General features: G+C 72.4%; 27 protein-coding genes and 2 pseudogenes. 15 read left to right on the plus strand and 14 right to left on the minus strand.

What is annotated here, in order from left to right:
• Positions 1-63 precede the first annotated feature (63 nt).
• Positions 64-918 (plus strand): helix-turn-helix domain-containing protein, encoded by an 855-nt coding sequence (locus FHX81_RS31825; RefSeq protein WP_211363610.1) that lies wholly within the window; start codon positions 64-66, stop codon positions 916-918.
• A 24-nt stretch (positions 919-942) separates the two neighbouring features.
• Complete coding sequence (locus FHX81_RS31830; protein ID WP_141982152.1) at positions 943-1,128, plus strand: DUF397 domain-containing protein; 186 nt, start codon at positions 943-945, stop codon at positions 1,126-1,128.
• 48 nt (positions 1,129-1,176) lie between these two features.
• Here FHX81_RS31830 and FHX81_RS31835 read toward each other — a convergent pair whose 3' ends face one another.
• Positions 1,177-2,217, minus strand: coding sequence for a serine hydrolase (locus FHX81_RS31835; RefSeq protein WP_141982154.1), 1,041 nt, complete (start codon positions 2,215-2,217; stop codon positions 1,177-1,179).
• 99 nt (positions 2,218-2,316) lie between these two features.
• Between FHX81_RS31835 and FHX81_RS31840 the strand changes: the two genes are divergently transcribed.
• A complete protein-coding gene (locus FHX81_RS31840; protein WP_141982156.1) occupies positions 2,317-3,024 on the plus strand; it encodes an SDR family oxidoreductase in 708 nt (235 codons plus the stop codon).
• Here the strand turns inward: FHX81_RS31840 and FHX81_RS43070 are convergent.
• Entirely contained in the window at positions 2,978-3,214 is a 237-nt protein-coding gene (locus FHX81_RS43070; RefSeq protein ID WP_246108354.1) for a hypothetical protein, read from the minus strand. The two genes, FHX81_RS31840 and FHX81_RS43070, sit on opposite strands and share 47 nt — an antisense overlap.
• A gap of 73 nt (positions 3,215-3,287) precedes the next feature.
• Positions 3,288-3,401, minus strand: a pseudogene (locus FHX81_RS43075) (DNA-binding transcriptional regulator); the annotation flags it as partial.
• Between FHX81_RS43075 and FHX81_RS43080 the strand changes: the two are divergent.
• Both FHX81_RS43080 and FHX81_RS31850 read left to right on the plus strand, forming a co-directional pair.
• Entirely contained in the window at positions 3,354-3,761 is a 408-nt protein-coding gene (locus FHX81_RS43080) for a hypothetical protein (protein ID WP_246108355.1), read from the plus strand. The pseudogene FHX81_RS43075 and the gene FHX81_RS43080 sit on opposite strands and share 48 nt — an antisense overlap.
• A 166-nt stretch (positions 3,762-3,927) precedes the next feature.
• Positions 3,928-4,656, plus strand: coding sequence for a maleylpyruvate isomerase family mycothiol-dependent enzyme (locus FHX81_RS31850; RefSeq protein ID WP_141982158.1), 729 nt, complete (start codon positions 3,928-3,930; stop codon positions 4,654-4,656).
• Positions 4,657-4,873: 217 nt separating this feature from the next.
• On the opposite strand, the gene FHX81_RS31855 is transcribed toward FHX81_RS31850, so the two are convergent.
• Positions 4,874-7,702, minus strand: a complete 2,829-nt coding sequence (locus FHX81_RS31855) for a glycoside hydrolase family 9 protein (protein ID WP_246108068.1) — start codon at positions 7,700-7,702, stop codon at positions 4,874-4,876.
• Positions 7,703-8,004: 302 nt separating this feature from the next.
• Here FHX81_RS31855 and FHX81_RS31860 point away from each other — a divergent pair, with 302 nt between their 5' ends.
• Entirely contained in the window at positions 8,005-8,337 is a 333-nt protein-coding gene (locus FHX81_RS31860) for an LLM class flavin-dependent oxidoreductase (protein ID WP_141982162.1), read from the plus strand.
• Between the two features lie 22 nt (positions 8,338-8,359).
• On the opposite strand, the gene FHX81_RS31870 is transcribed toward FHX81_RS31860, so the two are convergent.
• From FHX81_RS31870 to FHX81_RS31885, 4 genes are all read right to left on the minus strand, one after another.
• Positions 8,360-8,683, minus strand: a complete 324-nt coding sequence (locus tag FHX81_RS31870) for a hypothetical protein (protein ID WP_211363611.1) — start codon at positions 8,681-8,683, stop codon at positions 8,360-8,362.
• 259 nt (positions 8,684-8,942) lie between these two features.
• Positions 8,943-9,452 (minus strand): carboxymuconolactone decarboxylase family protein, encoded by a 510-nt coding sequence (locus FHX81_RS31875; protein ID WP_141982165.1) that lies wholly within the window; start codon positions 9,450-9,452, stop codon positions 8,943-8,945.
• A gap of 125 nt (positions 9,453-9,577) precedes the next feature.
• Positions 9,578-9,838 (minus strand): hypothetical protein, encoded by a 261-nt coding sequence (locus FHX81_RS31880; RefSeq protein WP_141982167.1) that lies wholly within the window; start codon positions 9,836-9,838, stop codon positions 9,578-9,580.
• Positions 9,839-9,880: 42 nt separating this feature from the next.
• Positions 9,881-10,663, minus strand: a complete 783-nt coding sequence (locus FHX81_RS31885; RefSeq protein WP_141982169.1) for an AraC family transcriptional regulator — start codon at positions 10,661-10,663, stop codon at positions 9,881-9,883.
• A gap of 164 nt (positions 10,664-10,827) precedes the next feature.
• On the opposite strand from FHX81_RS31885, the gene FHX81_RS31890 reads away from it, so the two are divergent.
• On the plus strand, positions 10,828-11,901 hold the full coding sequence (locus tag FHX81_RS31890; RefSeq protein ID WP_141982170.1) for a glycoside hydrolase family 19 protein: 1,074 nt from the start codon (positions 10,828-10,830) through the stop codon (positions 11,899-11,901).
• 41 nt (positions 11,902-11,942) lie between these two features.
• Here the strand turns inward: FHX81_RS31890 and FHX81_RS31895 are convergent, their stop codons facing one another.
• Positions 11,943-12,512, minus strand: coding sequence for an alpha/beta fold hydrolase (locus tag FHX81_RS31895; RefSeq protein WP_141982172.1), 570 nt, complete (start codon positions 12,510-12,512; stop codon positions 11,943-11,945).
• A gap of 271 nt (positions 12,513-12,783) precedes the next feature.
• Between FHX81_RS31895 and FHX81_RS31900 the strand changes: the two genes are divergently transcribed.
• Entirely contained in the window at positions 12,784-13,527 is a 744-nt protein-coding gene (locus tag FHX81_RS31900; protein WP_141982174.1) for a lytic polysaccharide monooxygenase, read from the plus strand.
• 84 nt (positions 13,528-13,611) lie between these two features.
• The gene (locus FHX81_RS31905) at positions 13,612-14,181 is read left to right on the plus strand and encodes a DUF305 domain-containing protein (RefSeq protein ID WP_141982176.1); all 570 of its coding nucleotides are present in this window, start codon (positions 13,612-13,614) and stop codon (positions 14,179-14,181) included.
• Here FHX81_RS31905 and FHX81_RS31910 read toward each other — a convergent pair.
• From FHX81_RS31910 to FHX81_RS41445, 4 genes are read right to left on the minus strand one after another with little or no spacing between them, the layout of a single operon-like run.
• Entirely contained in the window at positions 14,178-15,080 is a 903-nt protein-coding gene (locus tag FHX81_RS31910) for an RluA family pseudouridine synthase (RefSeq protein WP_141982178.1), read from the minus strand. The genes FHX81_RS31905 and FHX81_RS31910 overlap by 4 nt on opposite strands.
• 33 nt (positions 15,081-15,113) lie before the next feature.
• Positions 15,114-15,737 carry a DUF4230 domain-containing protein gene (locus FHX81_RS31915; protein WP_141982180.1) on the minus strand — a complete coding sequence of 208 codons (624 nt, stop codon included), beginning with the start codon at positions 15,735-15,737 and terminating at the stop codon, positions 15,114-15,116.
• Between the two features lie 23 nt (positions 15,738-15,760).
• Positions 15,761-16,045: a Rossmann-fold NAD(P)-binding domain-containing protein gene (locus FHX81_RS41440; RefSeq protein ID WP_211363612.1), complete on the minus strand. Its 285-nt coding sequence runs from the start codon at positions 16,043-16,045 to the stop codon at positions 15,761-15,763.
• Positions 16,042-16,311 (minus strand): Rossmann-fold NAD(P)-binding domain-containing protein, encoded by a 270-nt coding sequence (locus tag FHX81_RS41445; RefSeq protein WP_211363613.1) that lies wholly within the window; start codon positions 16,309-16,311, stop codon positions 16,042-16,044. Before FHX81_RS41445 ends, FHX81_RS41440 begins: the two co-directional genes overlap by 4 nt.
• 108 nt (positions 16,312-16,419) lie before the next feature.
• Between FHX81_RS41445 and FHX81_RS31925 the strand changes: the two genes are divergently transcribed.
• The 6 genes from FHX81_RS31925 to lipB are packed head-to-tail and all read left to right on the plus strand — an operon-like array spanning position 16,420 to position 20,356.
• The gene (locus FHX81_RS31925) at positions 16,420-16,653 is read left to right on the plus strand and encodes an acyl carrier protein (RefSeq protein ID WP_141982182.1); all 234 of its coding nucleotides are present in this window, start codon (positions 16,420-16,422) and stop codon (positions 16,651-16,653) included.
• On the plus strand, positions 16,650-17,861 hold the full coding sequence (locus FHX81_RS31930; RefSeq protein ID WP_141982183.1) for a beta-ketoacyl-[acyl-carrier-protein] synthase family protein: 1,212 nt from the start codon (positions 16,650-16,652) through the stop codon (positions 17,859-17,861). Before FHX81_RS31925 ends, FHX81_RS31930 begins: the two co-directional genes overlap by 4 nt.
• A gap of 10 nt (positions 17,862-17,871) precedes the next feature.
• Positions 17,872-18,834 (plus strand): beta-ketoacyl-ACP synthase III, encoded by a 963-nt coding sequence (locus FHX81_RS31935; protein WP_141982184.1) that lies wholly within the window; start codon positions 17,872-17,874, stop codon positions 18,832-18,834.
• Positions 18,835-18,883: 49 nt separating this feature from the next.
• Positions 18,884-19,231 carry a 3-hydroxyacyl-ACP dehydratase FabZ family protein gene (locus tag FHX81_RS31940; protein ID WP_141982185.1) on the plus strand — a complete coding sequence of 116 codons (348 nt, stop codon included), beginning with the start codon at positions 18,884-18,886 and terminating at the stop codon, positions 19,229-19,231.
• Positions 19,231-19,665: a 3-hydroxyacyl-ACP dehydratase FabZ family protein gene (locus tag FHX81_RS31945; protein ID WP_141982186.1), complete on the plus strand. Its 435-nt coding sequence runs from the start codon at positions 19,231-19,233 to the stop codon at positions 19,663-19,665. Before FHX81_RS31940 ends, FHX81_RS31945 begins: the two co-directional genes overlap by 1 nt.
• Before the next feature lie 10 nt (positions 19,666-19,675).
• Entirely contained in the window at positions 19,676-20,356 is a 681-nt protein-coding gene (gene lipB / locus FHX81_RS31950) for a lipoyl(octanoyl) transferase LipB (RefSeq protein ID WP_141982187.1), read from the plus strand.
• A gap of 181 nt (positions 20,357-20,537) precedes the next feature.
• On the opposite strand, the pseudogene FHX81_RS31955 reads toward lipB, so the two are convergent.
• Positions 20,538-20,666, minus strand: a pseudogene (locus tag FHX81_RS31955) (flavodoxin-dependent (E)-4-hydroxy-3-methylbut-2-enyl-diphosphate synthase); the annotation flags it as partial.
• Positions 20,667-20,727: the final 61 nt, after the last annotated feature.

Raw genomic sequence — 20,727 nt, forward strand, 5'->3', positions numbered from 1 at the left:
GAATGCAAAAAACGCAGAAGGGTGCCTTGCATTCGCCATGCAGGATTGAGGAGGACCGACACCTTGGCCGCGAAGAGGAGCACGCCGACCATCCGGTTGCGCAGGCTGGCCGGTCAGCTCAGACGACTTCGCGACGGCACCGGCCTGCGGCGGGAGGACGTGGAAGAGCGGACCGGCCTGCACTCCACCACCCTCTACCGCATCGAGACGGCCCGGTCCCGTCCCCAGTACCGGACCCTCGACATGCTTTTGCAGCTGTACGGCGTCCCGACCGACGAACAGGTCCGCCTGAAAGCTCTCTACAAGCAGTCGGCCGGAGAAGGCTGGATCCAGCCCTGGCACGAAAGCCTCCGCGAGGAGTACACGACCTACATCAGCTTCGAGCGCGAGGCGCACGGCATCCGCAACTACGCCGGGATGTTCGTGCCCGGGCTGCTCCAGACCGAGGACTACGCCCGGGCCGTGGTTCGCGGGATTTCGTATGCGGCATCCCCCGAACAAGTCGAAGATCGGGTGCGCACCAGAATGGAGCGACAGGCCGTCCTGACGACCGAACGGCCGATCAGGCTCTGGGCGATCATCGACGAAGCCGCGCTGCACCGCTGGGTCGGGGGCGGGGAGGTCATGAGAGCGCAACTGAACCGCTTGCGGGAAGCAGTCGCCACTCCGGGCACGACGATCCAGGTCGTCCCGTTCGGCGCGGGCGCGCACCCCGGGATGCCGGGCGAATTCGTCGTCATGGACTTCGAGGACCCGCTCGACACCGACTTGATCTACGTCGACAGCCAGGCCGGCGAGATCTTCCTGGAGGCGGAGGCCGACATCGAGCGGTTCCGAGCCGACTTCGACCGGTTGGTGGCAGTGGCCAAGAGCCCCGACGACTCGGTAGAGATGATTGCCGAGATCGCCAACCGCTAGGCACGAAGGGAAATCGGGGCAGCTATGGGTGATTCGTCGAGCGCGGCCTGGCGCAAGAGCAGCTTCAGCGGAGAGGGGCAGTCCTGCGTCGAGGTGATGCCGGTGGGTGAGGGCGTGGCGACGCGGGACTCGAAGAACCCGACGGGGCCGACGCTGTCCTTCCCGGCGGGGGAGTGGCGGAAGTTCCTGGTCGGGCTCAAGGACTCCTGACCACGTCGGAGCCCGTCCCGAGAGCGTGGGGCGGGCTCCGACGTGCCGTCAGCCGCCGTTGCCCGGGCGGTACTGCGGGGTGCGGTAGGTGCGCGGCGTGTTCGCGGTGATGCGGAGGACCGAGTCGTACAGCGACCGGCCGAGGGCGGCGCGGGCGCGCAGGGCCGGGTGGGTGGCGCCGTAGTTGTCCGCGTTCACGGCCTGGTCGCCGCTGTACTGCCCGGACGCGAACAGCGCGTAGGTGATGATCGGCTTGCCGTTCACGTCGAACACGATGCCGGCCTCGTTGCGGCCGTCGGCCTCCCAGCCGGCCTTCGTCGCCACGTTCAACCGCTCCGCCGAGGACAGGTTGAGCCTGATCCCGTCGGTGAACGACGTCAGCGACCGCAGCACCGTGAACAGGTGCTGGGTCGACTCCGGCGACAACAGCTCACCCGCCGCCAGCTTGCGCAGCATCGTGAACGTCTCGCGGGCCGTCGTGGTGCCGAGGTAGAACCGGTTCGGGTTGGCGACCGGCACGACCTGCGTGTGCACGAAGCCCTTGGCGCGCAGGATCTCGTTCAGCTCCAGGGCGGGCACGACCAGGCCGCACAGGCGCACCGCGGTGTTGTCCGACACCGTGAGCAGGTTGGCCAGGGCGTGGCCCACGGTCACCGAGCTCGGGTAACCGCCGTCGAGGTGGAAGATGCCGTCGGTGTCCCGGATGACGATGTCCGAGGTGACCTCGACCCGCTGGTCCAGCCGGATCAACCCGCGGTCGACCTTGTCCAGCACGGCCACCGCGACGGCGATCTTGTTCACGCTGTAGGCCTCGACCACGCGGTCCGCCTGGGCGTCGACGGCGGGCTTCACCGTGCCGTCGGGGTCGGCCACGCCGATGTAGGACGACCAGGTGCCACGCGCCCGCGCCGTCTCCCACGCGTACTTCAGCGCGATCTTGCGGCGTGCGAGCTCGGCTGTCGTCGGGATCAACGCGTCCCACTCCGCCTCGGTGGTCTGCGCCTGGGCCGTCCCGGCGGTCGACCCGAGCACGGCGCTCGCCGCCGCCACCGAGCCGAGCCCCAGCGCGAACCTGCGGTTGATGTTCATGTGCCCCCAATCAAGTGGATACCCCTTAAGACGCCACGGACGGCTCAACTGTTGCTCCGATCCGGTGATTTCGATCTAACCAGCGGTAACGTGCGGGGCATGGCGCAAGGGGTGTTCCTGGTGACCGGGGCCAGCAGGGGTATCGGCGCGGCGACCGCGCGGTTGGCGGCCGAGGCCGGCTACCGGCTCGTCCTCACGGCCCGTGACACGACGCGGCTCGCCGAACTCGCGGCTCGGCTCGGCGGTCCCGACCGGGTGTGGGTGGCCGCGTGCGACGTCCGGGTGTACGAGCAGGTCGCGGCGCTGATGGGCCGGGTCGAGGAGGAGTGGGGCAGCCTCGACGTGGTGTTCGCCAACGCGGGCGCGAGCGTGGTCACGTCGTTCACGTCGACCGACGGCGCGCCACCCGCCGAGTGGAGCGACATGGTGCTGACCAACGTGTGCGGGCCCGCGTTCACCGCGCGGGCGGCGATGCCCGCGTTGATGCGCCACGCCGGCCACCTGGTGCTGACCGGGTCGGCGGCGGGGCGCGGGGTGCGGCCGGGGAACCTGTACTCGGCGACCAAGTGGGCGGTGACCGGGTTGGCCCAGGCGATCCGGGCCGAGTGCGTCGGCACGGGCGTCCGCGTGACGCTCGTGCAGCCCGGCCTGACCGACACCGGCGGCATCCCGCCGTCCCGCGCGGCCGACCCGAAGCTGGAGCCGGAGGACGTGGCCCGCGCCGTGCTGTACGCGGTGGGCCAGCCGCGGACGGTGGACGTCAACGAGGTCCTGATCCGCCCGGTGGGTCAGGACGCCTACCGGTGAGCCCGGACCCCACGTCCCGCGACGCGGCCAGCACCTCCGGCGCGGCGTCGAGCGCGTAGGGGGCGCCGAGCGGCAGCAGGTCGGCGGCCACGGGTTCGATCTCGTCCGCGCCCGACCGCACCCGGCACGTCCGGTCGTCGACCGGCTCCACCCGTCCCGGCAGCACCACCACCAGGCGTGACCGCACCACGGCCGCCGGCGCGCGGGGCGTCCATCCGGTCGACCCGGAACGTCCGCCAGTCGTCCCGCGCCGGATCGTAGGCCGGCAGGTACCAGCGCCGGTACGCGGTCACCGGGCTGCGCGGCTCGACCCGCCGCTCCCGGCCGCGGTGGGTGAACGCGACCACCTCGTGGTCCCGGCACGCCGCCGCCAGCACGCCCAACGCGGCCGGGCCGGACACCGGGCCCTCCACCGGCATCACCGCGATCGCGTCCCGCACGGCCGCGACCCGGTGCCGCAGCCGGGCCGGCAGCACCTGCTCCAGCTTGCCAACGCCCTGGTGGACGACTCCTCGGTGCCGTGCACGCCGGCCGCCGTGCGCAGACCAACGGCCACCGCCACCCCTTCGTCGTCGTCCAGGAGCAACGGCGGCAGGTCGCGGCCCGAGCGGGCCACGCCGCACCCGCTGGCGACGCTGGCGCAGCGTGCGTCGATCAGCGGGGCGGTGGACCGGGTGACCGATCGTCGTTACCTGTTCATGGCCGACTTCCCGGACAGTCCCCTGGCCACCACGTAAGAGCGGTTGCGCGACGATCCGTCGTGGCGGTTGGAGGCTTGGGACGCCGGGCACAACGTGCTGCGTGACGCGCCGGAGCGGTTCCTGGCGGTGGTGAAGTCCGCAAGCGCTGAAGTCGGCAAGTCGGGATAAGCGGGTGGTGGGCGGGGCGACCTAACGTGGCCGGATGAAGGTCCACGACATGCTCGTCCAGGAGCGGCGGCGGATGGCGGACCTCCTCGACGGGCTGGATCCCGGCCAACTGGCCACGCCCAGCCTGTCGGAGGGGTGGACGGTGCACGACGTCGGCGCGCACCTGACCACGTACCTCCGGTTCGGCCAGGTGAAGATCTACTGGGGCATCGTCACCATGGCCGCCGACTTCGACCGGCTCAACCGGGTGCTGACCGCGCGGGCGGCGCGTCGGTCGACCGCGGAGATCGCGTCGCGGTTGCGCCGGTGGTCGACGTCGAGGACCACCATCCCGCGGTCGGGGTACGACCCCGTGCTGACCGACATCGTGCTGCACGACTACGACGTGCGCGTGCCGCTGGGGATCGCGCGGGACGTGCCGGAGGACCGGTTGTGGGTGGCGTTCCAGCACCTGGCGGCCAAGCCGTCACCGGGTTACGGGGTCGGTTCCCGGCTGGCGGGGCTGCGGCTGGAGGCCGTCGACACGGGCTGGACCTCGGGCGCGGGCGCGCCGGTGCGCGGTGACGCCGAGTCACTGGTCCTGGCGATGAGCGGCCGTGCCGTCGGATTGGACGCCCTGTCCGGCGACGGCCTGCCCCTGCTCCGCGCCCGCGTCGCCACCCCACCGCCCCGCACCACCCTCGAACGCCTGAGAACCGTCGCCCAGGTCGTCCTCGACCCCCCACCCCCGACCCGCCGCTCCCGCAACGCCACCACCCCGTGAGTCGAACGCTCAGGCCCCGCGTGTCGAACGCTCAGGACCCGTGAATTCAACACTCAGGTCGGAGCCGGGAGACCTGAGCGTTGAATTCGGGGTACCTGAGCGTTCGACACTCGGGGCCTGGAGGTTCGACACGCGGGAAAGAGCGGGGGCGGGCTTCGTGGGAAGCCCGCCCCCGGTCCAGGTGGGCGGTCCGTGTGGTGGACGCCCGGTCAGGAGATCACCCCGAGGTGCAGGGGTTGCCGTTCACGCGGAAGTCGGTCGGCTTGGTGGTGGAGCCGGTCCCGGAGGAGTTGAAGCCGATACCCGCCGACGCGCCCGGCGCCAGGGTGCGGTTCCACGACAGGTTCGTCGCCGAGACCGCCTGACCCGACTGCGACCACGTGGCCGACCAGCCCTGCGTGATCCGCTGGTTGCCCGGCATGGTGAACTCCAGCTTCCAGCCGTTCCACGCCGAGGCGCTGGTGTTCGTCACGGTGATGTTCACCGACATGCCGGTGGACCACGTGGACGCCTGCCAGGTCACCTTGCAGTACCCCGCCACCACGTCCGGCTTGGTCCGCACGCTCACCTGCGGCGACATCGCCGAACGCAGGTTCGCGCCGTTCTTCGCCACCACGGTGAACTGGTACGCGGTGTCCGGCCGCAGCCCGGTCAGCGTCGCCGACGGGCCGGTGACGGTGGCGACCACGCGCAGCGCGTCACCCTCGACGGAGATGACGTCGTACTCCTTGACGCCGCTCTCCGCGTCGGTGGACGCCGTCCACGTCAGCGTCGCGCCCGTCGTGGTGATGTCGGACGCCACGGGGGTGCCCGGCGTCGACGGGGCGGTGGTGTCGACCGGCGGCGCGGTCGTGATCTTCTCGGCCACCCAGTTGGAGATCCACGCGAACGCGGAGTTCCAGTTCACCGTGACCTCGTTGACCGAGTACGCCTCGATGTGGTCGACGAAGCACTTCTGCGCCTTGCAGCCGGTGAGCAGGCGCGCCGCGATCGGGTCCTGCAACGCGCTGTTCGGACCACCCGAGAGCGCGCCGGGCGGCGCGGTCGGCAGGGTCGGGTCGAGCTGGTTGGCCCAGTGCCGGTGGTGGACGTTCTTCACCGGCTGCTCGCCGTAGCCCGAGACGTACGAGTACGACAAGGGGTTGCGGCCCAGCAGGTAGTTCAGGCCCTGGAACACGCCCTCGCGGTACTTGGCCTGGCCGGTGAAGTCGTGCGCCAGCGCCAGCACCGAGATGTTGTTCGCGACCAGGCCGTTGGAACCCCAGTCGTAGCCCTCGGTCGGGCTGTACGGCGCGGGGTAGGCCTGGCCCGCCATCTTGGCCAGGTGCCCGTCCGCCACCGCGGTGAACGCCGACTTGATCGCCGCGACGTCCGCCGCCGGCAGGCCGTTGGGCACGAGCGCCAGCGTGATGTCGCCCAGCGGGCCGGTGGAACCCCAGTCGAAGCCGCGCGTGTTCAGGCTCTTGCCCTTGTACAGCGTGGACGACGTCAGGTCGCTGCGGTAGGAGGACTCACCGGTGGTGGTGAACATCTCCGCCGCGGCCCAGTAGAACTCGTCGGTCAGCGTGGCGTCGCTGTAGGAGCCGCCACCGGTGCCGTCGTTCGGGTCGGCGATCTTGTTCGGGTTCGCCTTCGCCGCCGCGTAGGCCTTGGTGGCCGCCGCGAGCGCCTTCGCCGAGAACGTCGGGTCGATCGTCTTCCAGATGCGGGCCGCCTGGGCCGCCACCGCGGCCGTGTTCAGGGTCGCGGCCGTGCTGGTCGCGGACAGCCGGCGGGCCTGCGGGTCCTGGTGGGGGAGCAGCGGCAGGCCGGTCCAGTTCTGGTCGTGGATCTTGTGGTGGACCATGCCGTCGGGCGCCTGCATCTTCAGCAGGAACTCGACCTCCCAGCGCGCCTCGTCCAGGATGTCCGGCACGCCGTTGGCCTTCTCCGGGATGTTCAGCTTGCCGTCGCCCAGCGCCGCGGCGTCGCCGATCAGCTTCGCGCGCTCGTAGGTGTTGAGCACCTGCCACGCCGAGATGCCGCCGTTGACGACGTACTTGCCGTGGTCGCCCGCGTCGTACCAACCGCCGCGCACGTCCAGCGTGTAGCCGCAGCTGATGGTCGCGAGGCAGGGGACGTTGTTGTCACCCTGGTTCGGCGCGACGTTGAGGTGGCCGGCGGGGCGCGCGTAGGCGTCACCGACGTACTGCGCCTCGATCGGGATGCCGCTGCGGTTGTGGTAGAAGTACGCCAGCGAGTCGTAGCGCAGCTTCTTGAGCTGGTCCGTCGCGATGTCGAACGGGAAGCTCGTCTCCGTGCCCACGGTCAGCGTGTAGCCGGTGCCCGGGGTGTCGTACGACGAGAAGTCGATCAGGTGCGTGGCGTCGCCCGACTCGGGGTCCACGGTGCCCTTCGGCACGGTCTGCCCGGTCGCCACGGTGGTGCCGGCGGAGTTCTTCAGCGCCCACGCCTGCGCGACCGTCGCGGTGGAGGTCAGCGTCGCCTGCTTGGGCAGGCCGGGTGCGTACGCCACCTGGTTGACGTTGATCTTCTTCGCGGGCACGCCCGAGTCGCCGCCCGGCGGCTTCACGCCGCCGATGAGCGAGACGTTGTCCACGCAGACGGTCGTGTCGGCCGCCTGCGCACCCAGGTGGAACGTCACCTGGCCGGAGCCCGCGTCCGGGAAGTCCAGCTCCGAGGTGAACGTGAACGTGAAGCGCTGCTTCGTCGTGGTCAGCGCGATGTCGTGCTTCGCGATCTGCCGGTACGGGCTGACACCCTCACCGGCCGCCGCGGCGGCCGGGCGGGCCACCGACGCGTAGGCGTCGAAGGACATCGTGTACGACTGGCCGGCCTCGAAGGGCACGCCGTTCTGACCGATCAGCGCGTCCCACGGGTTGACCGTGCCGCCGGTGACCGTGGCGCACAGCTCGCCGTTCGTGACGCGGTTCGACACGCCGGCGCTGGCCCACCACGGGTCGGCCGAGCCGTTGCCGAACGAGCCGTTGACCAGCCGTTCGTAGTCGGCTGCGTAGGCCGTTCCGGACGCTAGCGCGCCGCTCACCGCCGCTACTGCGAGTGCTGCGGTGGCTTGGCGGCGCCACCGGGGAGAAGGAAGCGATCTCATGGACTTGGGTCTCCTCCGTCTGCTCTGACGGTTGACGACGCTTCTGGGAGCGCTCCCTGGGAGCGCTCCCAGGACTCTAGAGTGACTCGGCTTACATTCACAACCCTCGATTTGACCTCGGGTTAGCCGGAGGTCACACGGGGTGAGGGTGCACCCCGGTGTTCTTAGGGGGATGTGGTGCGCACTTCCCGCTCGACGGGGTTCGACGAGCTGAGCGGCTCCTTCGTGGAGGCGCAGTGGTGGACGTCGGGATCGCGCTGCCGGGGTTCGGGTCCGACGCGGTGGAGTACGCGCGGCACGCCGAAGGGCTCGGCCCGGAGTCGGTGCGGCGCGGCGATCACCTCATCCCGGTCAGCCCTTTCCTCGACGCCACGTTGGTGCTCGCGACGGTGGCCGCCTCGACCGCCCGGGTGAAGCCGGGGTTCGGCGTGATGGTCCTGCCGCTGCGCCCGGTGGCGCGGGCGGCCGAGCAGGTCGCCACGCTCCAGCACCTGTCCGGTGTGGCGCGCGGCCGGCCGAGGGTGGGCGGTACGTCATCCGGTACGACCACCGCGACACCGGGCGGTCGGTGACCTACCCGCCCGGCGAGCCGGGCTACACGGGCGGCGGCATCGCGCAGAGCCTGGCGCTCGACGTCCCCGACCGGGTGGCGTCGCTGACGCTGATCGCCGGCGGCACGCCCGCACCGGACCGGACCGACTGCGACGCCGTGTGGGGCACCTGGTCGCGGCGCGACGCCCGTTCGCCGGGCCATGACCGCTGCACGACGACGAGGCGCGCGCCGAGGTGGGGCGGGTGGTCGACCGGGCCCGGGACATCGTCGCCGCCGATCACCACATCTCCGGTGGCGAGCCGACCCGTGCCCGGCTGGGCACGATCACCGTGCGGACGCTTCGCCGACGTGGACGGCACCGGCAAGGGCGCTCTCGTCGTCGGCGCCGGGTACGGCCAGGACGCCGGGTTCCCGGCCGGGGCGGGCTTCGACACGCTCGGCTTCGACATCTGCGGCGGTTCGTCGCGCCCGGCCCGATCCCGGGCCGCCGTGGCCGTTGGTGCGCGCGGAGGTCGGGTCGTACGCCGACGTCGACCTCCGCGCCGTGCGGGTCGACCGCGCGGGAGCACTGTGGTGGGGCGAGTTCCGGCGCGATCGGCCGACCGCGTCGAGTCCCCGGCGCGGTCAGCTGATGCCGATGATCGAGGGGTAGCCGTGGGGCACGATCTTGTCGGCCATCCTCTTGTACGCCTCCGGGTCGTCGGGCGCCCACGTGGCCAACCCGTCGACGTAGCGGTTGGCCGCGCAGAACATCGCGGCGATCAGCACGGTGTCGTGCACCTCCAGGTCGGTCGCGCCGTTCTCCCTGGCCTTGGCGATCAACTCGGCGGTCACCGCGCGCCCGCTCTCGGTGACCGCCGTCGCGATGTCGATCAACGCCATCAGCTTCGCCGTGTGCTGGTAGTCCTCGGGCAGCTGAGCCGCCGCGAAGGCCGCGTGCGAGCCCGCGCAGAACTTGCACTGGTTCAACTCGGAGACGTGCGTGGCGATCAGCTCGCGCTCACCGCGGGACAGGGTGCTCGGTCCGCGTAACAGCACCTCGGTGAGCTCGGTGAGCGGTCGGCCCGTCTCGGGGCGGTAGTTCATCAGCCCGGCGATCCCGGGCAGGGCGTTGTCCAACTCGATGTGCGGCATGTGATCAGTGTCCCGAGGGCGGGAGACCGGGTCGAGCGGCGATCGGACGAAAACACAACACAGTTATGTGAAGTGTTCCCCCGGATCGCCGCGTCGATTCGCCCGGGTGGCGGCGGCCGACCGCGTCAGCCGCGGGCCGCCGGGTCCACCTGGTGGGCCGGGGCGTTCCGCTCGGCGAGGACCGGCGTGGTGGAGGTCGGCGTGGCGACGCCGTCCCGGACCACGTGGGTGACGCGCTCGCCGTCGTGCACCAACGGGTCGCTCGTCCACACCGGCTCGGCCTCGACGGTCACGAGGTGGCGCCGACCGTCGACCACCTCGGCGAGCACGAGCCGGGTGCCGTCGGCCTCGGTGACGGCGCGAAGACCGCCGCCCGACAGGCCCACACCGTGACGAGATCGGTGTCGGCGAGCGTTCCGTCGTGTGGCTCAGGTCGCGGAACGGGCGTAGGCGGCCGGGGTGATGCCGTAGCAGCGGCGGAACCAGCGGGTCAGGTGCGCCTGGTCGGCGAAGCCGGTGAGCGCCGCCGTCTCGGCGGCCGTGCGGCCGTCGGCGAGCAGTCGCCTGGCCGCGCGCAACCGGCGTTGGCGCTGGTAGTCGCTGGGGGAGAGGCCGTACTCGGCGCGGAACGCGCGGTAGAGCGCGAACCGGCTCAGGCCGGTCGCGGCGGTGAGGTCCCCGGTGGTGACGTCGTCGGCCCAGTGGGCCTCGATCAGGTCGCGGGCGGCGGAGGCGTTGCCCGGTCGTCCGGTCGCGGCGGGCAGCGGCATCACGTGGGCCGCCATCGCCCGCACGGCGCGCATCAGGTGCTCGTCCCGCGCGAGGCTGCCGTCCTGCAAGGCGGTGTGCAGGCGGCGCAGCGCGTCGGCGAGTTCCGGGGCGTGCGCCACCGGGTCGCGGAACAGCGGCAGTCGCGGCAGCAGTTCGGCGACCAACGACGGTCCGATGTGGACGATCCGGTAGGTGACGCCGTCCTCGGTGGCGGTGCGGCCGTCGTGGGCCTCGTCCGGGTTGAACGCGAGCACCGTGCCCGCCGCGCTGAGGTGCGAGCCGCCCCGGCACCGGAACGCCTGCGCGCCCTGCTCCGTCACGCCGAACGAGTAGGCGTCGTGGCTGTGCCGGTGGTAGCGGTGGGACGTGAAGTGCGCGTGCATCGCCTCGACCGGCTGATCCGCCGCCCGCCAGTACCGCGCCCACTGCACGCCGTTCATTCAACCGCACGCCTCGGCGATGGCCGCGCTCTCACGAGAATCGCCAGCTCACTGGTCGGTTCCCGACGGGAAAGCGAGGCGCACTCTTGACTGGTGTAGACCATTTCCGGTTGACTGGCCCCAGTCACGTCCGAGGGCCGCCCCCAACCGGAAAGAGTGATCACGTGTCGAGAATCCGCCTGGTGGCGGCGATCGCCGCCGTCGTGGTCGGGGCCGCGCTGACCGTCGTCGCGGCCAACTCCGCCTCCGCCGCCGCGTGCGCGTCCGCGTGGAGTTCGTCCGCCGTCTACACCGGCGGCATGACGGCGTCCTACAACAACAAGAACTGGCGAGCCCAGTGGTGGACCCAGAACGAGACCCCCGGCACCGCCGCGGTCTGGGCCGACCAGGGCACGTGCGGCGGCACGACGACCCCGCCGCCGACGACGTGCAACCACCCGAACTGGGTGCAGGGCCAGTTCTACGCCGCGGGCAGCATCGTCAAGTACACCAACGGCCTCTACTACATCGCCGAGCACGACAACCCGGGTTACGACCCCACGATCAGCACCTGGTACTGGGAGCCCTACACCTGCGGCACGAACCCGCCGACCACCACGACCACCCCGCCGGCGACCGGCGGCTTCGTGGTCAGCCAGGCGCAGTTCCAGCAGATGTTCCCGAACCGGAACCCCTTCTACACCTACGCCGGGCTCACCGCGGCGCTGAGCGCGTACCCCGGTTTCGCCAAGACCGGCTCGGACACCGTCCGCAAGCAGGAGGCGGCGGCGTTCCTGGCCAACGCCAACCACGAGACCGGCGGCCTGGTCCACATCGTGGAGCAGAACCAGGCGAACTACCCGCACTACTGCGACGCGGGTCAGCCCTACGGCTGCCCCGCCGGCCAGGCGGCCTACTACGGCCGCGGTCCCATCCAGCTCAGCTGGAACTTCAACTACAAGGCCGCGGGTGACGCCCTCGGCCTGCCGCTGCTGACCAACCCGTGGCTGGTGCAGAACGACGCCTCGGTGGCCTGGAAGACCGCCCTCTGGTACTGGAACACCCAGTCCGGTCCCGGCACGATGACCCCGCACAACGCGATGGTCAACGGCTACGGCTTCGGCGAGACGATCCGCAGCATCAACGGGTCGCTGGAGTGCGGCGGGCGCAACCCGGCGCAGGTCCAGAGCCGCGTCGACGCCTACCAGCGGTTCGTCGGCATCCTCGGCGTGCCCGCGGGCAACAACCTGTACTGCTGAGCGAGCCCGGGACGGGGGTCGCCGCCGGTCCCCGTCCCGGCTCACCGCGCCAGGTGCGCGAGCACGGCCCACCCGAACGACCCCGGCGACCCGACCCACGGCACGTCGCCCGCGCCGGGCAGCACGACCCGCGCCACGTCCGGCAGCGCCTCGGCCAGCGAGTCCACCGCCCACCGCGGCCGCACGTCCGCCGCGCCGTCCACGATCAGCGTCGGCACGTCCAGCCCGCGGCAGCGGGCGACCAGTCCCGGCTCGTCCAGGCCCACGCCGGGGACGTAGACCAGCGACGACACCCGGCCCGGGTGCGCCAGCGCGTAGTGCAGCGCGACGTCCGCGCCCCCGCCCTGGCCGAGCAGGGCCATCTCCGCCAGGCCGAAGTGCGCCCGCACCGAGTCGAGGTCGGCGACCGCACGGGCGGTCGGGCACCCGGGGTCGTCGCGCTGGTGCCAGCGGATCACCCGGACTCGGTCGGCCAGCAGCCCGACGAGCCCGTCGAACACGTCCGGCGGTCCGGCGTCGCCGTGGCACAGCACCAGCGGCGGCTCGCCGCGCCCCTGCCCGACCGCCCACAACACGCGGCCGTCGTCAGTGATGACCTTGTGCTCCTCCATGTGGACCAGTGTCAGGCAACCGCGCGCCGCAGTGCACCGATGTGGCCAATTGAGTCGTCGTGGTGTGCGTTCACAGTCAGGGTTACGGCCGGCTGGACCAGTCGGTTCAGATCCTTGACCCGGATGACGTTCCCGATTATGGTCTAGACCACGTCGCGGTGCGTGACGGACGGTCCCACGATCGTCACGCAACGCGTGTTCCGGCCGCCGCGGAAATGGACCCTGCCTGGGAGACCCCTCACCCGGGATCTCCTCCGAAGGAGCTGGACACATGAGCCTGAAACGCAAGCTCGCGGTGGCGCTGGCCGCCGTGGGCATCACCCCGTTCTTCGTCGTGATGTCGGCGGGAACGGCGAGCGCGCACGGCTACATCTCCTCGCCGCCCAGCCGGCAGGCGATGTGCGCGCAGGGGCGGATCTCGAACTGCGGTCCCATCGTCTACGAGCCGCAGAGCGTGGAAGGCCCCAAGGGCCAGTACAACTGCCACGCCGGGTTGAGCCAGTTCGCCCAGCTCAACGACGACAGCCGCGCCTGGCCCACCACCTCGGTGGGCAACAACGTGACGTTCAACTGGACGCTCACCGCCCGGCACTCCACCACCACGTGGCAGTACTTCGTCGGCGGCACCAAGATCGCCGAGTTCAACGACGGCGGCCGGCAGCCCGCGGCCACCGTGACGCACAACGTGAGCCTGGGCGGGCGCACCGGCCGGATCAAGCTGCTGGCCGTGTGGAACATCGCCGACACGCCCATGGCGTTCTACTCGTGCGTCGACCTCCAGGTGGGCTCCGGTGGCGGCACGCCGACCACCACGACCACGCCGACGACCACCACCACGCGGCCCACGACGACCACGTCCCAGCCGCCGGTCGGCGGCACGTGGGCGCCCAACACCGCGTACTCGGTCGGCTCGACGGTGACCTACGGCGGCGTCAGCTACCGCTGCATCCAGGCCCACACGTCCCTCGTGGGCTGGGAACCGCCGAACACCGCGTCGCTGTGGCAGCGGCTCTGACCCCCTGACGGGGACCGGATGCGCGACCCGTCCGCGCCGACCCTGTGACGGTGCGGGCGGGTCGCCCGGCCGAGAGGACGACCCTTGCGACGTCTCGCAGCCCTGGTGGCCGGTGTGCTCGTGCTGGCCGGTTGCGGCTTCACCACCGCGGCGGTCCCGCCACCGCCGGTGTCGACCGTGGTGGAGACCGACGAGTTCAACGAGACCGACGTGATGTTCCTGCAGATGGCCGTGCCGCACCACCGGGCAGGCCTGGAGATCGTGCGGCTGGCGAAGGACCGGCCGGTGCGCGCGGACGTGAAGACGTTGGCCTCGGCCATCGAGGTCACCCAGCTGTCCGAAGTGGACTCCATGACGAAGTGGCTCGCGGAGTGGGAGCAGCCGGAGTCGGCGGGCGACAACCCGCAGCTGCACGCCGGTCACGGCGGCGACCACTCGACCAGCCCGGAGGCCATCGCGGAACTCGCCGCGACCGGGCCCGGCGAGTTCGAGAAGGCGTTCCTGAACCTGCTCATCGCCCACCAGCACAACGCGGTGGCGATGGCCAAGCTGGAGCGGGAGGGCGGGGTGAACCCGCAGACGAAGGACCTGGCGGAGCGGATCTTCAACTCCCGCACCGCGCAGATCGCGCAGATGCTCGGCTACCTGGACTAGAGGTCGAGCGAGAGGCTGCTGGTGAAGCGACGGTGCTCGCCCGTCACCGGGTCGGTGAACTCGAGCACCTTCGCCAGCAGTTGCAGCGGGTCGGTGAAGTCGTCCAACGGCTTCTCCCGCAGCACGGGGTAGAAGTCGTCGTGGCGGATCGGCACGCCCAGCGACGCCATGTGCAGCCGGAGCTGGTGCGTGCGGCCGGTGAGCGGCACGAGCCGGTACCGGCCCCACCCGTCGCGGTGCTCGACCAGCTCGACGACCGTCTCGGCGTTCGGCGGTCCGGGCACCTCCTGCGCCGTGATCACGCCCTTGACCTTGACGATCCGGCTGGACACGCGGGTCGGCAGGGTCAGTGCGGGGTCGTGCGGCGCGATGGCCTCGTACTCCTTGCGCACCGCCCGGTCGGCGAACATCGTCTGGTACTTGCCGCGCAGGGCCGGTTCGACGACGAACATGACCAGCCCGGCCGTGACGCGGTCCAGCCGGTGGGCCGGGCTCAGGTGCGGCAGCCCGAGGTCGCGGCGCAGCCGGACCAGCGCGGTCTCGACCACGTGCTTGCCGCGCGGGATCGTGGCCAGGAAGTGCGGCTTGTCGACCACCACGATCGCGTCGTCGCGGTGCACGACCCGGATCTCGAACGGCACCGCCACCTCGTCGGGCAGGTCGCGGTGGAACCACACCGAGCCGCCGGGCGTGAACACCGCGTCGGGCGCGATGGGCCCGTCCAGGTCGTAGATCCGGCCCTCGGCGAGCATCAGGTCGATCCGCTCGGGCGCGACCCGGGGCAGGCGCTCGACCAGGTGGTCGCGGACGGTCGCCCACGGCCCGTCGTCGGGCAGTCGCAGCCGTGCCGGGTCGAGGCCGTGGCGCTGGTCGAGCGGCGGCCGGAGCTTGCGCCTCATCGTCACGCAGCGTACGCCGGCCGGCGCGCGGGCTCAGTCCAGGTTCGTGAACTCCACCTGGTAGCCCAGCGCGCCGAACATGCCGGTGAGCATCTTGCGCGTGTTGTCCTCCGCGCGCCGCACCAGCCCGGACTCGCGGGCCGCGTCCGCGATCTTCTGCTCCGCCGCCACGTAGAACGGCTGCTGGTCCTGGGTCTCCACCAGCGAGGCCAACCGGTCGAACAGCCCGCGCTCCTGCGCGAACACGTAACACCGCCCCTGGTCCAGGTTCGGCTTGTCCAGCACCGCGCGCGGCAGCGCCAGCCGCACCTTCCGCGCCTCACCGGAGGCGTTCGTCGGCGACACCGCCAGCGCGTCCTCGCCCAACCCGCCGAAGTCGACGTAGGCGTTCACGGTCCCGGCCGCCACGAACAGCGTCCGCTGCCCGGCCAGCGCCGACGGCACGTACCGGACGTCCCGCTCGATGTCGAGCACCACCTGGAAGTCGCCCGCCGAGGCGTGGTACTGGCTCAGGTCCCGCAAGGACTGCAGCAACGCGGGCCGGCTGCGGTCGATCGTGTCCGTGCCCGCGAAGAACCGGGGCACCACCAGGACCGCCGCGACCAGCACCCCGACCGCCACCAGCACCGCCGCCGCCACACCGATGCGCCACTTCATACCGGCGGTGTACCCGGCAACCGCTACCGGGGAACCCCCGCGCCGTCGCGGAAGAACCCGCCGGTCGGCCCGTCGTCGCGCCACGTCGCCGCCCACACCACGCTCGCCGCGCCCCGCTCCACCGGCCGCCCGCCCGCGCCGCCCACGTCCGTGGCGCCCCCGCCGGGGCACCCGGCGTCGACCTCCATCGCGGGCAGATCGGCGGCCGACATCGAGGTCAGCGCGTTCAGCGCGGCTTTCGACGTGCCGTACGCGGGCGTCCCGCCGCCCATCGGCGCCGGCGACCCGGCCTCGCTCGACACGTTCACCACCGGCGGGCTGCGCGCCGCCCGCGGCAGCGGCAGCAGCCCCGCCGCGGCCCGGGGAAGTTGGTCTCCACGGCCGCCCGCGCGACCCCCGGATCGGCCGACGACGCGCGCTGCCGGGTGTCGTAGTGGATCGCCGCGTCGTCCACCGGCACGTCCACCCGCCCGTGCCGCCCGGTCAGGTGCCCGAGCGACGCGAGCTGACGGCACACCTCCAGCCCGGTGCCCCGATTCCCGCTCGTCACGTCCGCCACCGGTGCGTCCGCCACGCCCGCTTCCCCCAGCCGGGTACCCCGCACGTTCTCCCTGGTTGACCGCCGGTCCCGGCGATGGGGTTCGATGGTGGGGAGGAGCCGGGTGAACGAGGGGAGACCGCTGTGTACGAGACGTTGAGGAACATCCTCGTCGACACGTTGAAGGTCGCGCCGGAGCAGATCACCCCGGACGCGACCAAGGACGACCTCGACCTGGACTCGCTGGCGTTCGTGGAGCTGTCCATGGTGCTCGGCAAGGAGCACGGCCTGCACATCAGCGACGACGAGCTGTTCGACATGGAGACCGTCGGCGACATCGTGGCGCTGATGGAGGAGCGCGCCGGGACGGGCAGGTGACCGGCCTGGACGTCGCGGTCACCGGGCTCGGCCTGGTCACCCCCGGCGGGGTGGGCGTGGACGCGGGCTGGGCGGCGGTGCTCGCGGGCCGGTCCGCCGCCGCGCACGACCCCGTGTCGGCGGGCCACGAGGTGACGATCTCGTGCCGCGTACCCGGCTTCGACGCCGACGCGCTGCTGGGCGCGCGGCGGGCCGTCCGGCTCGACCGGTTCTCGGCGTTGGCGCTGGTCGCGGCACGGGAGGCGGTCGCCGAGGACGACGTCACGGCGGAGGACGCGGCCCGGGTCGGCGTGGTGATCGGCACGTCGGCGGGCGGCGGCGCCACGTTCGAGCGGCAGCACGGCGTGCTGCTGGCCGACGGGCCGACCGGGGTGTCCCCGCTGGTGCTGCCCATGCACCTGCCGAACATGGTGGCCGGGCAGCTCGCGATGGAGTTCGGCCTGCGGGGGCCGAACCTCGTGGTGTCGACCGCGTGCGCGTCCGGGGCCACCGCGATCGGTGTCGCGTGCGACCTGCTCGCCGCGCGGCGCTGCGACGTGGTGCTCGCCGGCGGGGTCGACGCGCTGCTCAACCCGTTGACCATGGCGGGCTTCGCGCGGATGGGCGCGCTGTCGCGGCGGGACGACCCGGCGACGGCCTCGCGGCCGTTCGACGTGGACCGGGACGGTTTCGTCGCGGGCGAGGGCGCGGCGGTGCTGGTGCTGCGGCGCGCCGAGGACGCGCGGGCCGACGGGCGGCGGGTCCGGGCGCGGGTCGTCGGGTACGGCGCGACCGCCGACGCGCACCACATCACCAACCCGCACCCCGACGGGCGGGGCGTGATCGCGGCGACGCGGGCGGCGCTGGCCGACGCGGGCGCGTCACCCGCGGACGTCGGGCACGTCAACGCGCACGGCACGTCCACGCAGCTCAACGACCTGGTCGAGGGGCGGGTGCTGGCCGAGCTGCTGCCGTCGGGGCCGCTGGTGACGTCGACCAAGGGCGTGACCGGGCACATGCTGGGCGCGGCCGGCGCGGCGGAGGCGGTGTTCACCGTGCTGGCGGTGGAGCGGGGGGTCGTGCCGCCGACCGCCAACCTGACCACCCTCGACCCGCGATTGGAGCTGGACGTGGCGACCGCGGCGGTGCGGCGGCGGGTCGACCTGGCGTTGAGCAACTCGTTCGGCTTCGGCGGCCAGAACGCGGTGCTGGCCATCGCGAAGGCGTGAAGGAGGGGCGATGTCGGTGATCCTCGGCGTGGGCGCGAGCGTGCCGCGGCGGGTCGTGACCAACGACGAGCTGGCCACCCGGCTGGACACCTCCGACGAGTGGATCCGGTCGCGCACCGGCATCGGCGCGCGGAGGTGGGTGGAGCTGGGCACGTCCACTTCGGACCTGGCCGCGGACGCGGGCGCGCGGGCGTTGCGCTCGGCCGGGAGGTCCGCCGTGGACGCGGTGATCGTGGCCACCACCACGCCGGACCGGACGTGCCCGGCGATCGCGCCCGCCGTGGCCGCGCGGCTGGGTCTGGTCGGCGTGCCCGCGCACGACGTGGCGGCGGTGTGCACCGGGTTCCTCTACGGCCTGGCCAACGCCGTCGGGCTGATCGCGAGCGGCGCGGCGCGGACCGTGCTGCTGGTCGCGGCCGAGGCGTTCTCCACCATCCTCGACCCGGACGACCGCGGCACGGCGGTGATCTTCGGCGACGGCGCGGGCGCGGTGGTGGTGGGTGAGGGCGAGGACGGGATCGGGCCGTGCGTGCTGGGCAGTGACGGCACGGGCGCGGACCTCATCCAGGTGCCCGCGGGTGAGCGCTACTTCCGGATGAGCGGCAAGGAGGTGTTCCGGGCGGCGGTCGAGCGGATGGCGGACGTGTCGCTGGACGCCCTGGCCCGCGCCGGCCTCGACCTGGCCGACGTCGACCACCTCGCGCCGCACCAGGCCAACCGGCGCATCTGCGACGCCGTCGCCCGCCGCCTCGGCCTGGCCGGGTCGAAGGTGCTGGCGGACCTGGAGGCGGTGGGCAACACGGCCGCCGCCTCGATCCCCGTGCTGCTCGCCGACGCCGCCGCGCACGGCCGGCTGAAGGCGGGTGACCGCGTCCTGACCGCGGCCTTCGGCGGCGGCCTGACCTGGGGCGCGACCACCCTCGTCTGGCCGGACGTGACCGCGGACTTCGGCGTGCTGGGGGAGGACCGGTGACCGGGCACGCCGAAGTCGCCGGCCACCTCCCGTCTCCGGTGGAGGTTCCGTGAGCAGTTTCCCGTCATCCCCTGTCGAGGTCGTGGAGCGGTCCGGCCCGACGGCTGTCGCGCGCGTGCGGCTCGCGGCGGACGACCCGGTGTTCGCGGGGCACTTCCCGGGCCTGCCCGTCCTGCCCGGCGTGGCCGTGGTGGAGTTCGCGCACCGCGCCGCCCTCGCCACGGCGCCCGGTGCCCGGCGGCTCGCCGCGATCGAGTCCACCCGGTTCCTGCGCCCCACCTTCCCCGGCACCACCCTCACCCTCGACCTGACCTGGGACGGCGACCGGTGCGCCGCCGTGGTCAGCGGCGCGGACGGCGTGGTGGCCCGGATCAAGCTGCGCTACGAGGAGCCGTGATGATGCCGTCCGACATCCTGCGCGTGCTGCCCCACCGCCACCCGATGCTGCTGGTGGACCGGGTGGTCGACGTGACGCCCGGCGAGGCGCTCACCGCCCTCAAAGCGGTCAGCGCCAACGAGCCCTGGTACCGCGCGCCCGACGACTTCCCGCCCACGTTGCTGCTGGAGTCCTGGTGCCAGGCCGCCGTGCTGCTGTCGACGTGGGACGCGCCCGACCCCGACCGGCTGGTCCTGTTCGGCGCGATGGCGGACGTGGAGTTCCACCGGCCCGTCCCGCCGGGCTGCGTGGTGCGGCACTCGGTCCGCGTCCTGGACGCCCGCGGTGCCGCGGTGGCGTTCACCGGTCGGTCGGAGGCCGAGGGGCACGTCGTGATGACCGTCGGTCGGGTCGTCACCACCTCGCGTGCCGCGGCCGACCTCCGGAACTCGTAGGGGGGTTGCGATGCGGTTCCTGTACAGCGGTTTCGGGCCGGACGCGGTGTCGTACGAAGAGGCGTACGCCGAGCAACGGCGGCTGCACGCGTCGCGGGTCGCCGACGAGATCGGCGACGTCTGCGTGCTCCAGGAGCACCTGCCCGTCTACACGGCGGGCAAGCGCACCAAGGCCACCGCGTTCCCGCCCGACGACGTGCCCGTGCTGACCGTGGACCGCGGCGGTGAGATCACCTGGCACGGTCCCGGTCAGCTCGTCGGCTACCCCGTGGTCAAGCTGCCGGTGCCGCTCGACTCGGTCGGCCACGTCCGCCGGCTGGAGGACGCGCTGATCGGGACGTGCGCCGAGTTCGGCGTCGCGTGCGCGCGGCTCGCCGGGCGCAGCGGCGTGTGGGTGCTCGGCGACCGGCCACCCGCACCGGAGGTGCCGCCGTCGGCCGCCCGCGCGCACGGGCAGCACCGCAAGATCGCCGCCATCGGCGTGCGCATCGAGCGGTGCACCAGCCTGCACGGGTTCGGGCTCAACTGCGACCCGGACCTGACCGCGTTCGACGCCATCGTGCCGTGCGGCATCGAGGACGCGGGCGTCACCTCCCTGACCGCCGAACTCGGCCGTCGGGTCGCGCCGGCCGAGGTGGCGCCGGTGGTCGAACGTCACCTGACGAGGGTGTTCGCGGCCGATCGCCGGTGACGGCCGACTGCTCGGTCACTTGCCCACCCACAGGGTGTTGCCGTCATCGCACTTCCACTCGTCCCGGTAGCCGAGGAACCCGCCGGCGGTCATGGCGGTCAGGCGGTGCGTGGTCGCTCCTCGGGTGGGCCGGCGGATCGTCGGCCGCCAGGCCGACGCGCTCGACCCGGGCCGGCGCGCTCCCGGCCGCGCCGGCGATGCGCGTGGCCTCCTCGATCAGCGTCTCCACGATCCGGTGCTCGGGCACGGTCTTGACGACCTTGCCCTTGACGAAGACCTGGCCCTTGCCGTTGCCGGACCCCACCACGAGCCGGCGGGCCCTGCGCCGCCCCGACAACACCGGAGGAGGCATCACGGGAACGCCCGGGTCG

The organism is Saccharothrix saharensis, from assembly GCF_006716745.1.
Taxonomy (GTDB): domain Bacteria; phylum Actinomycetota; class Actinomycetes; order Mycobacteriales; family Pseudonocardiaceae; genus Actinosynnema; species Actinosynnema saharense.

Bases quoted from the DNA above. Each gene is read 5' to 3' on its own strand.
- FHX81_RS31915 (WP_141982180.1), bottom strand. From the start codon at position 15,737: ATGAAGTGGCGCATCGGTGTGGCGGCGGCGGTGCTGGTGGCGGTCGGG.
- FHX81_RS31935 (WP_141982184.1), top strand. From the start codon at position 17,872: ATGTCGGTGATCCTCGGCGTGGGCGCGAGCGTGCCGCGGCGGGTCGTG.
- FHX81_RS31835 (WP_141982154.1), bottom strand. From the start codon at position 2,217: ATGAACATCAACCGCAGGTTCGCGCTGGGGCTCGGCTCGGTGGCGGCG.
- FHX81_RS31830 (WP_141982152.1), top strand. From the start codon at position 943: ATGGGTGATTCGTCGAGCGCGGCCTGGCGCAAGAGCAGCTTCAGCGGA.
- lipB (WP_141982187.1), top strand. From the start codon at position 19,676: ATGCGGTTCCTGTACAGCGGTTTCGGGCCGGACGCGGTGTCGTACGAA.
- FHX81_RS31840 (WP_141982156.1), top strand. From the start codon at position 2,317: ATGGCGCAAGGGGTGTTCCTGGTGACCGGGGCCAGCAGGGGTATCGGC.
- FHX81_RS31910 (WP_141982178.1), bottom strand. From the start codon at position 15,080: ATGAGGCGCAAGCTCCGGCCGCCGCTCGACCAGCGCCACGGCCTCGAC.
- FHX81_RS31885 (WP_141982169.1), bottom strand. From the start codon at position 10,663: ATGAACGGCGTGCAGTGGGCGCGGTACTGGCGGGCGGCGGATCAGCCG.
- FHX81_RS31875 (WP_141982165.1), bottom strand. From the start codon at position 9,452: ATGCCGCACATCGAGTTGGACAACGCCCTGCCCGGGATCGCCGGGCTG.
- FHX81_RS31945 (WP_141982186.1), top strand. From the start codon at position 19,231: ATGATGCCGTCCGACATCCTGCGCGTGCTGCCCCACCGCCACCCGATG.
- FHX81_RS31900 (WP_141982174.1), top strand. From the start codon at position 12,784: ATGAGCCTGAAACGCAAGCTCGCGGTGGCGCTGGCCGCCGTGGGCATC.
- FHX81_RS31850 (WP_141982158.1), top strand. From the start codon at position 3,928: ATGAAGGTCCACGACATGCTCGTCCAGGAGCGGCGGCGGATGGCGGAC.
- FHX81_RS31895 (WP_141982172.1), bottom strand. From the start codon at position 12,512: ATGGAGGAGCACAAGGTCATCACTGACGACGGCCGCGTGTTGTGGGCG.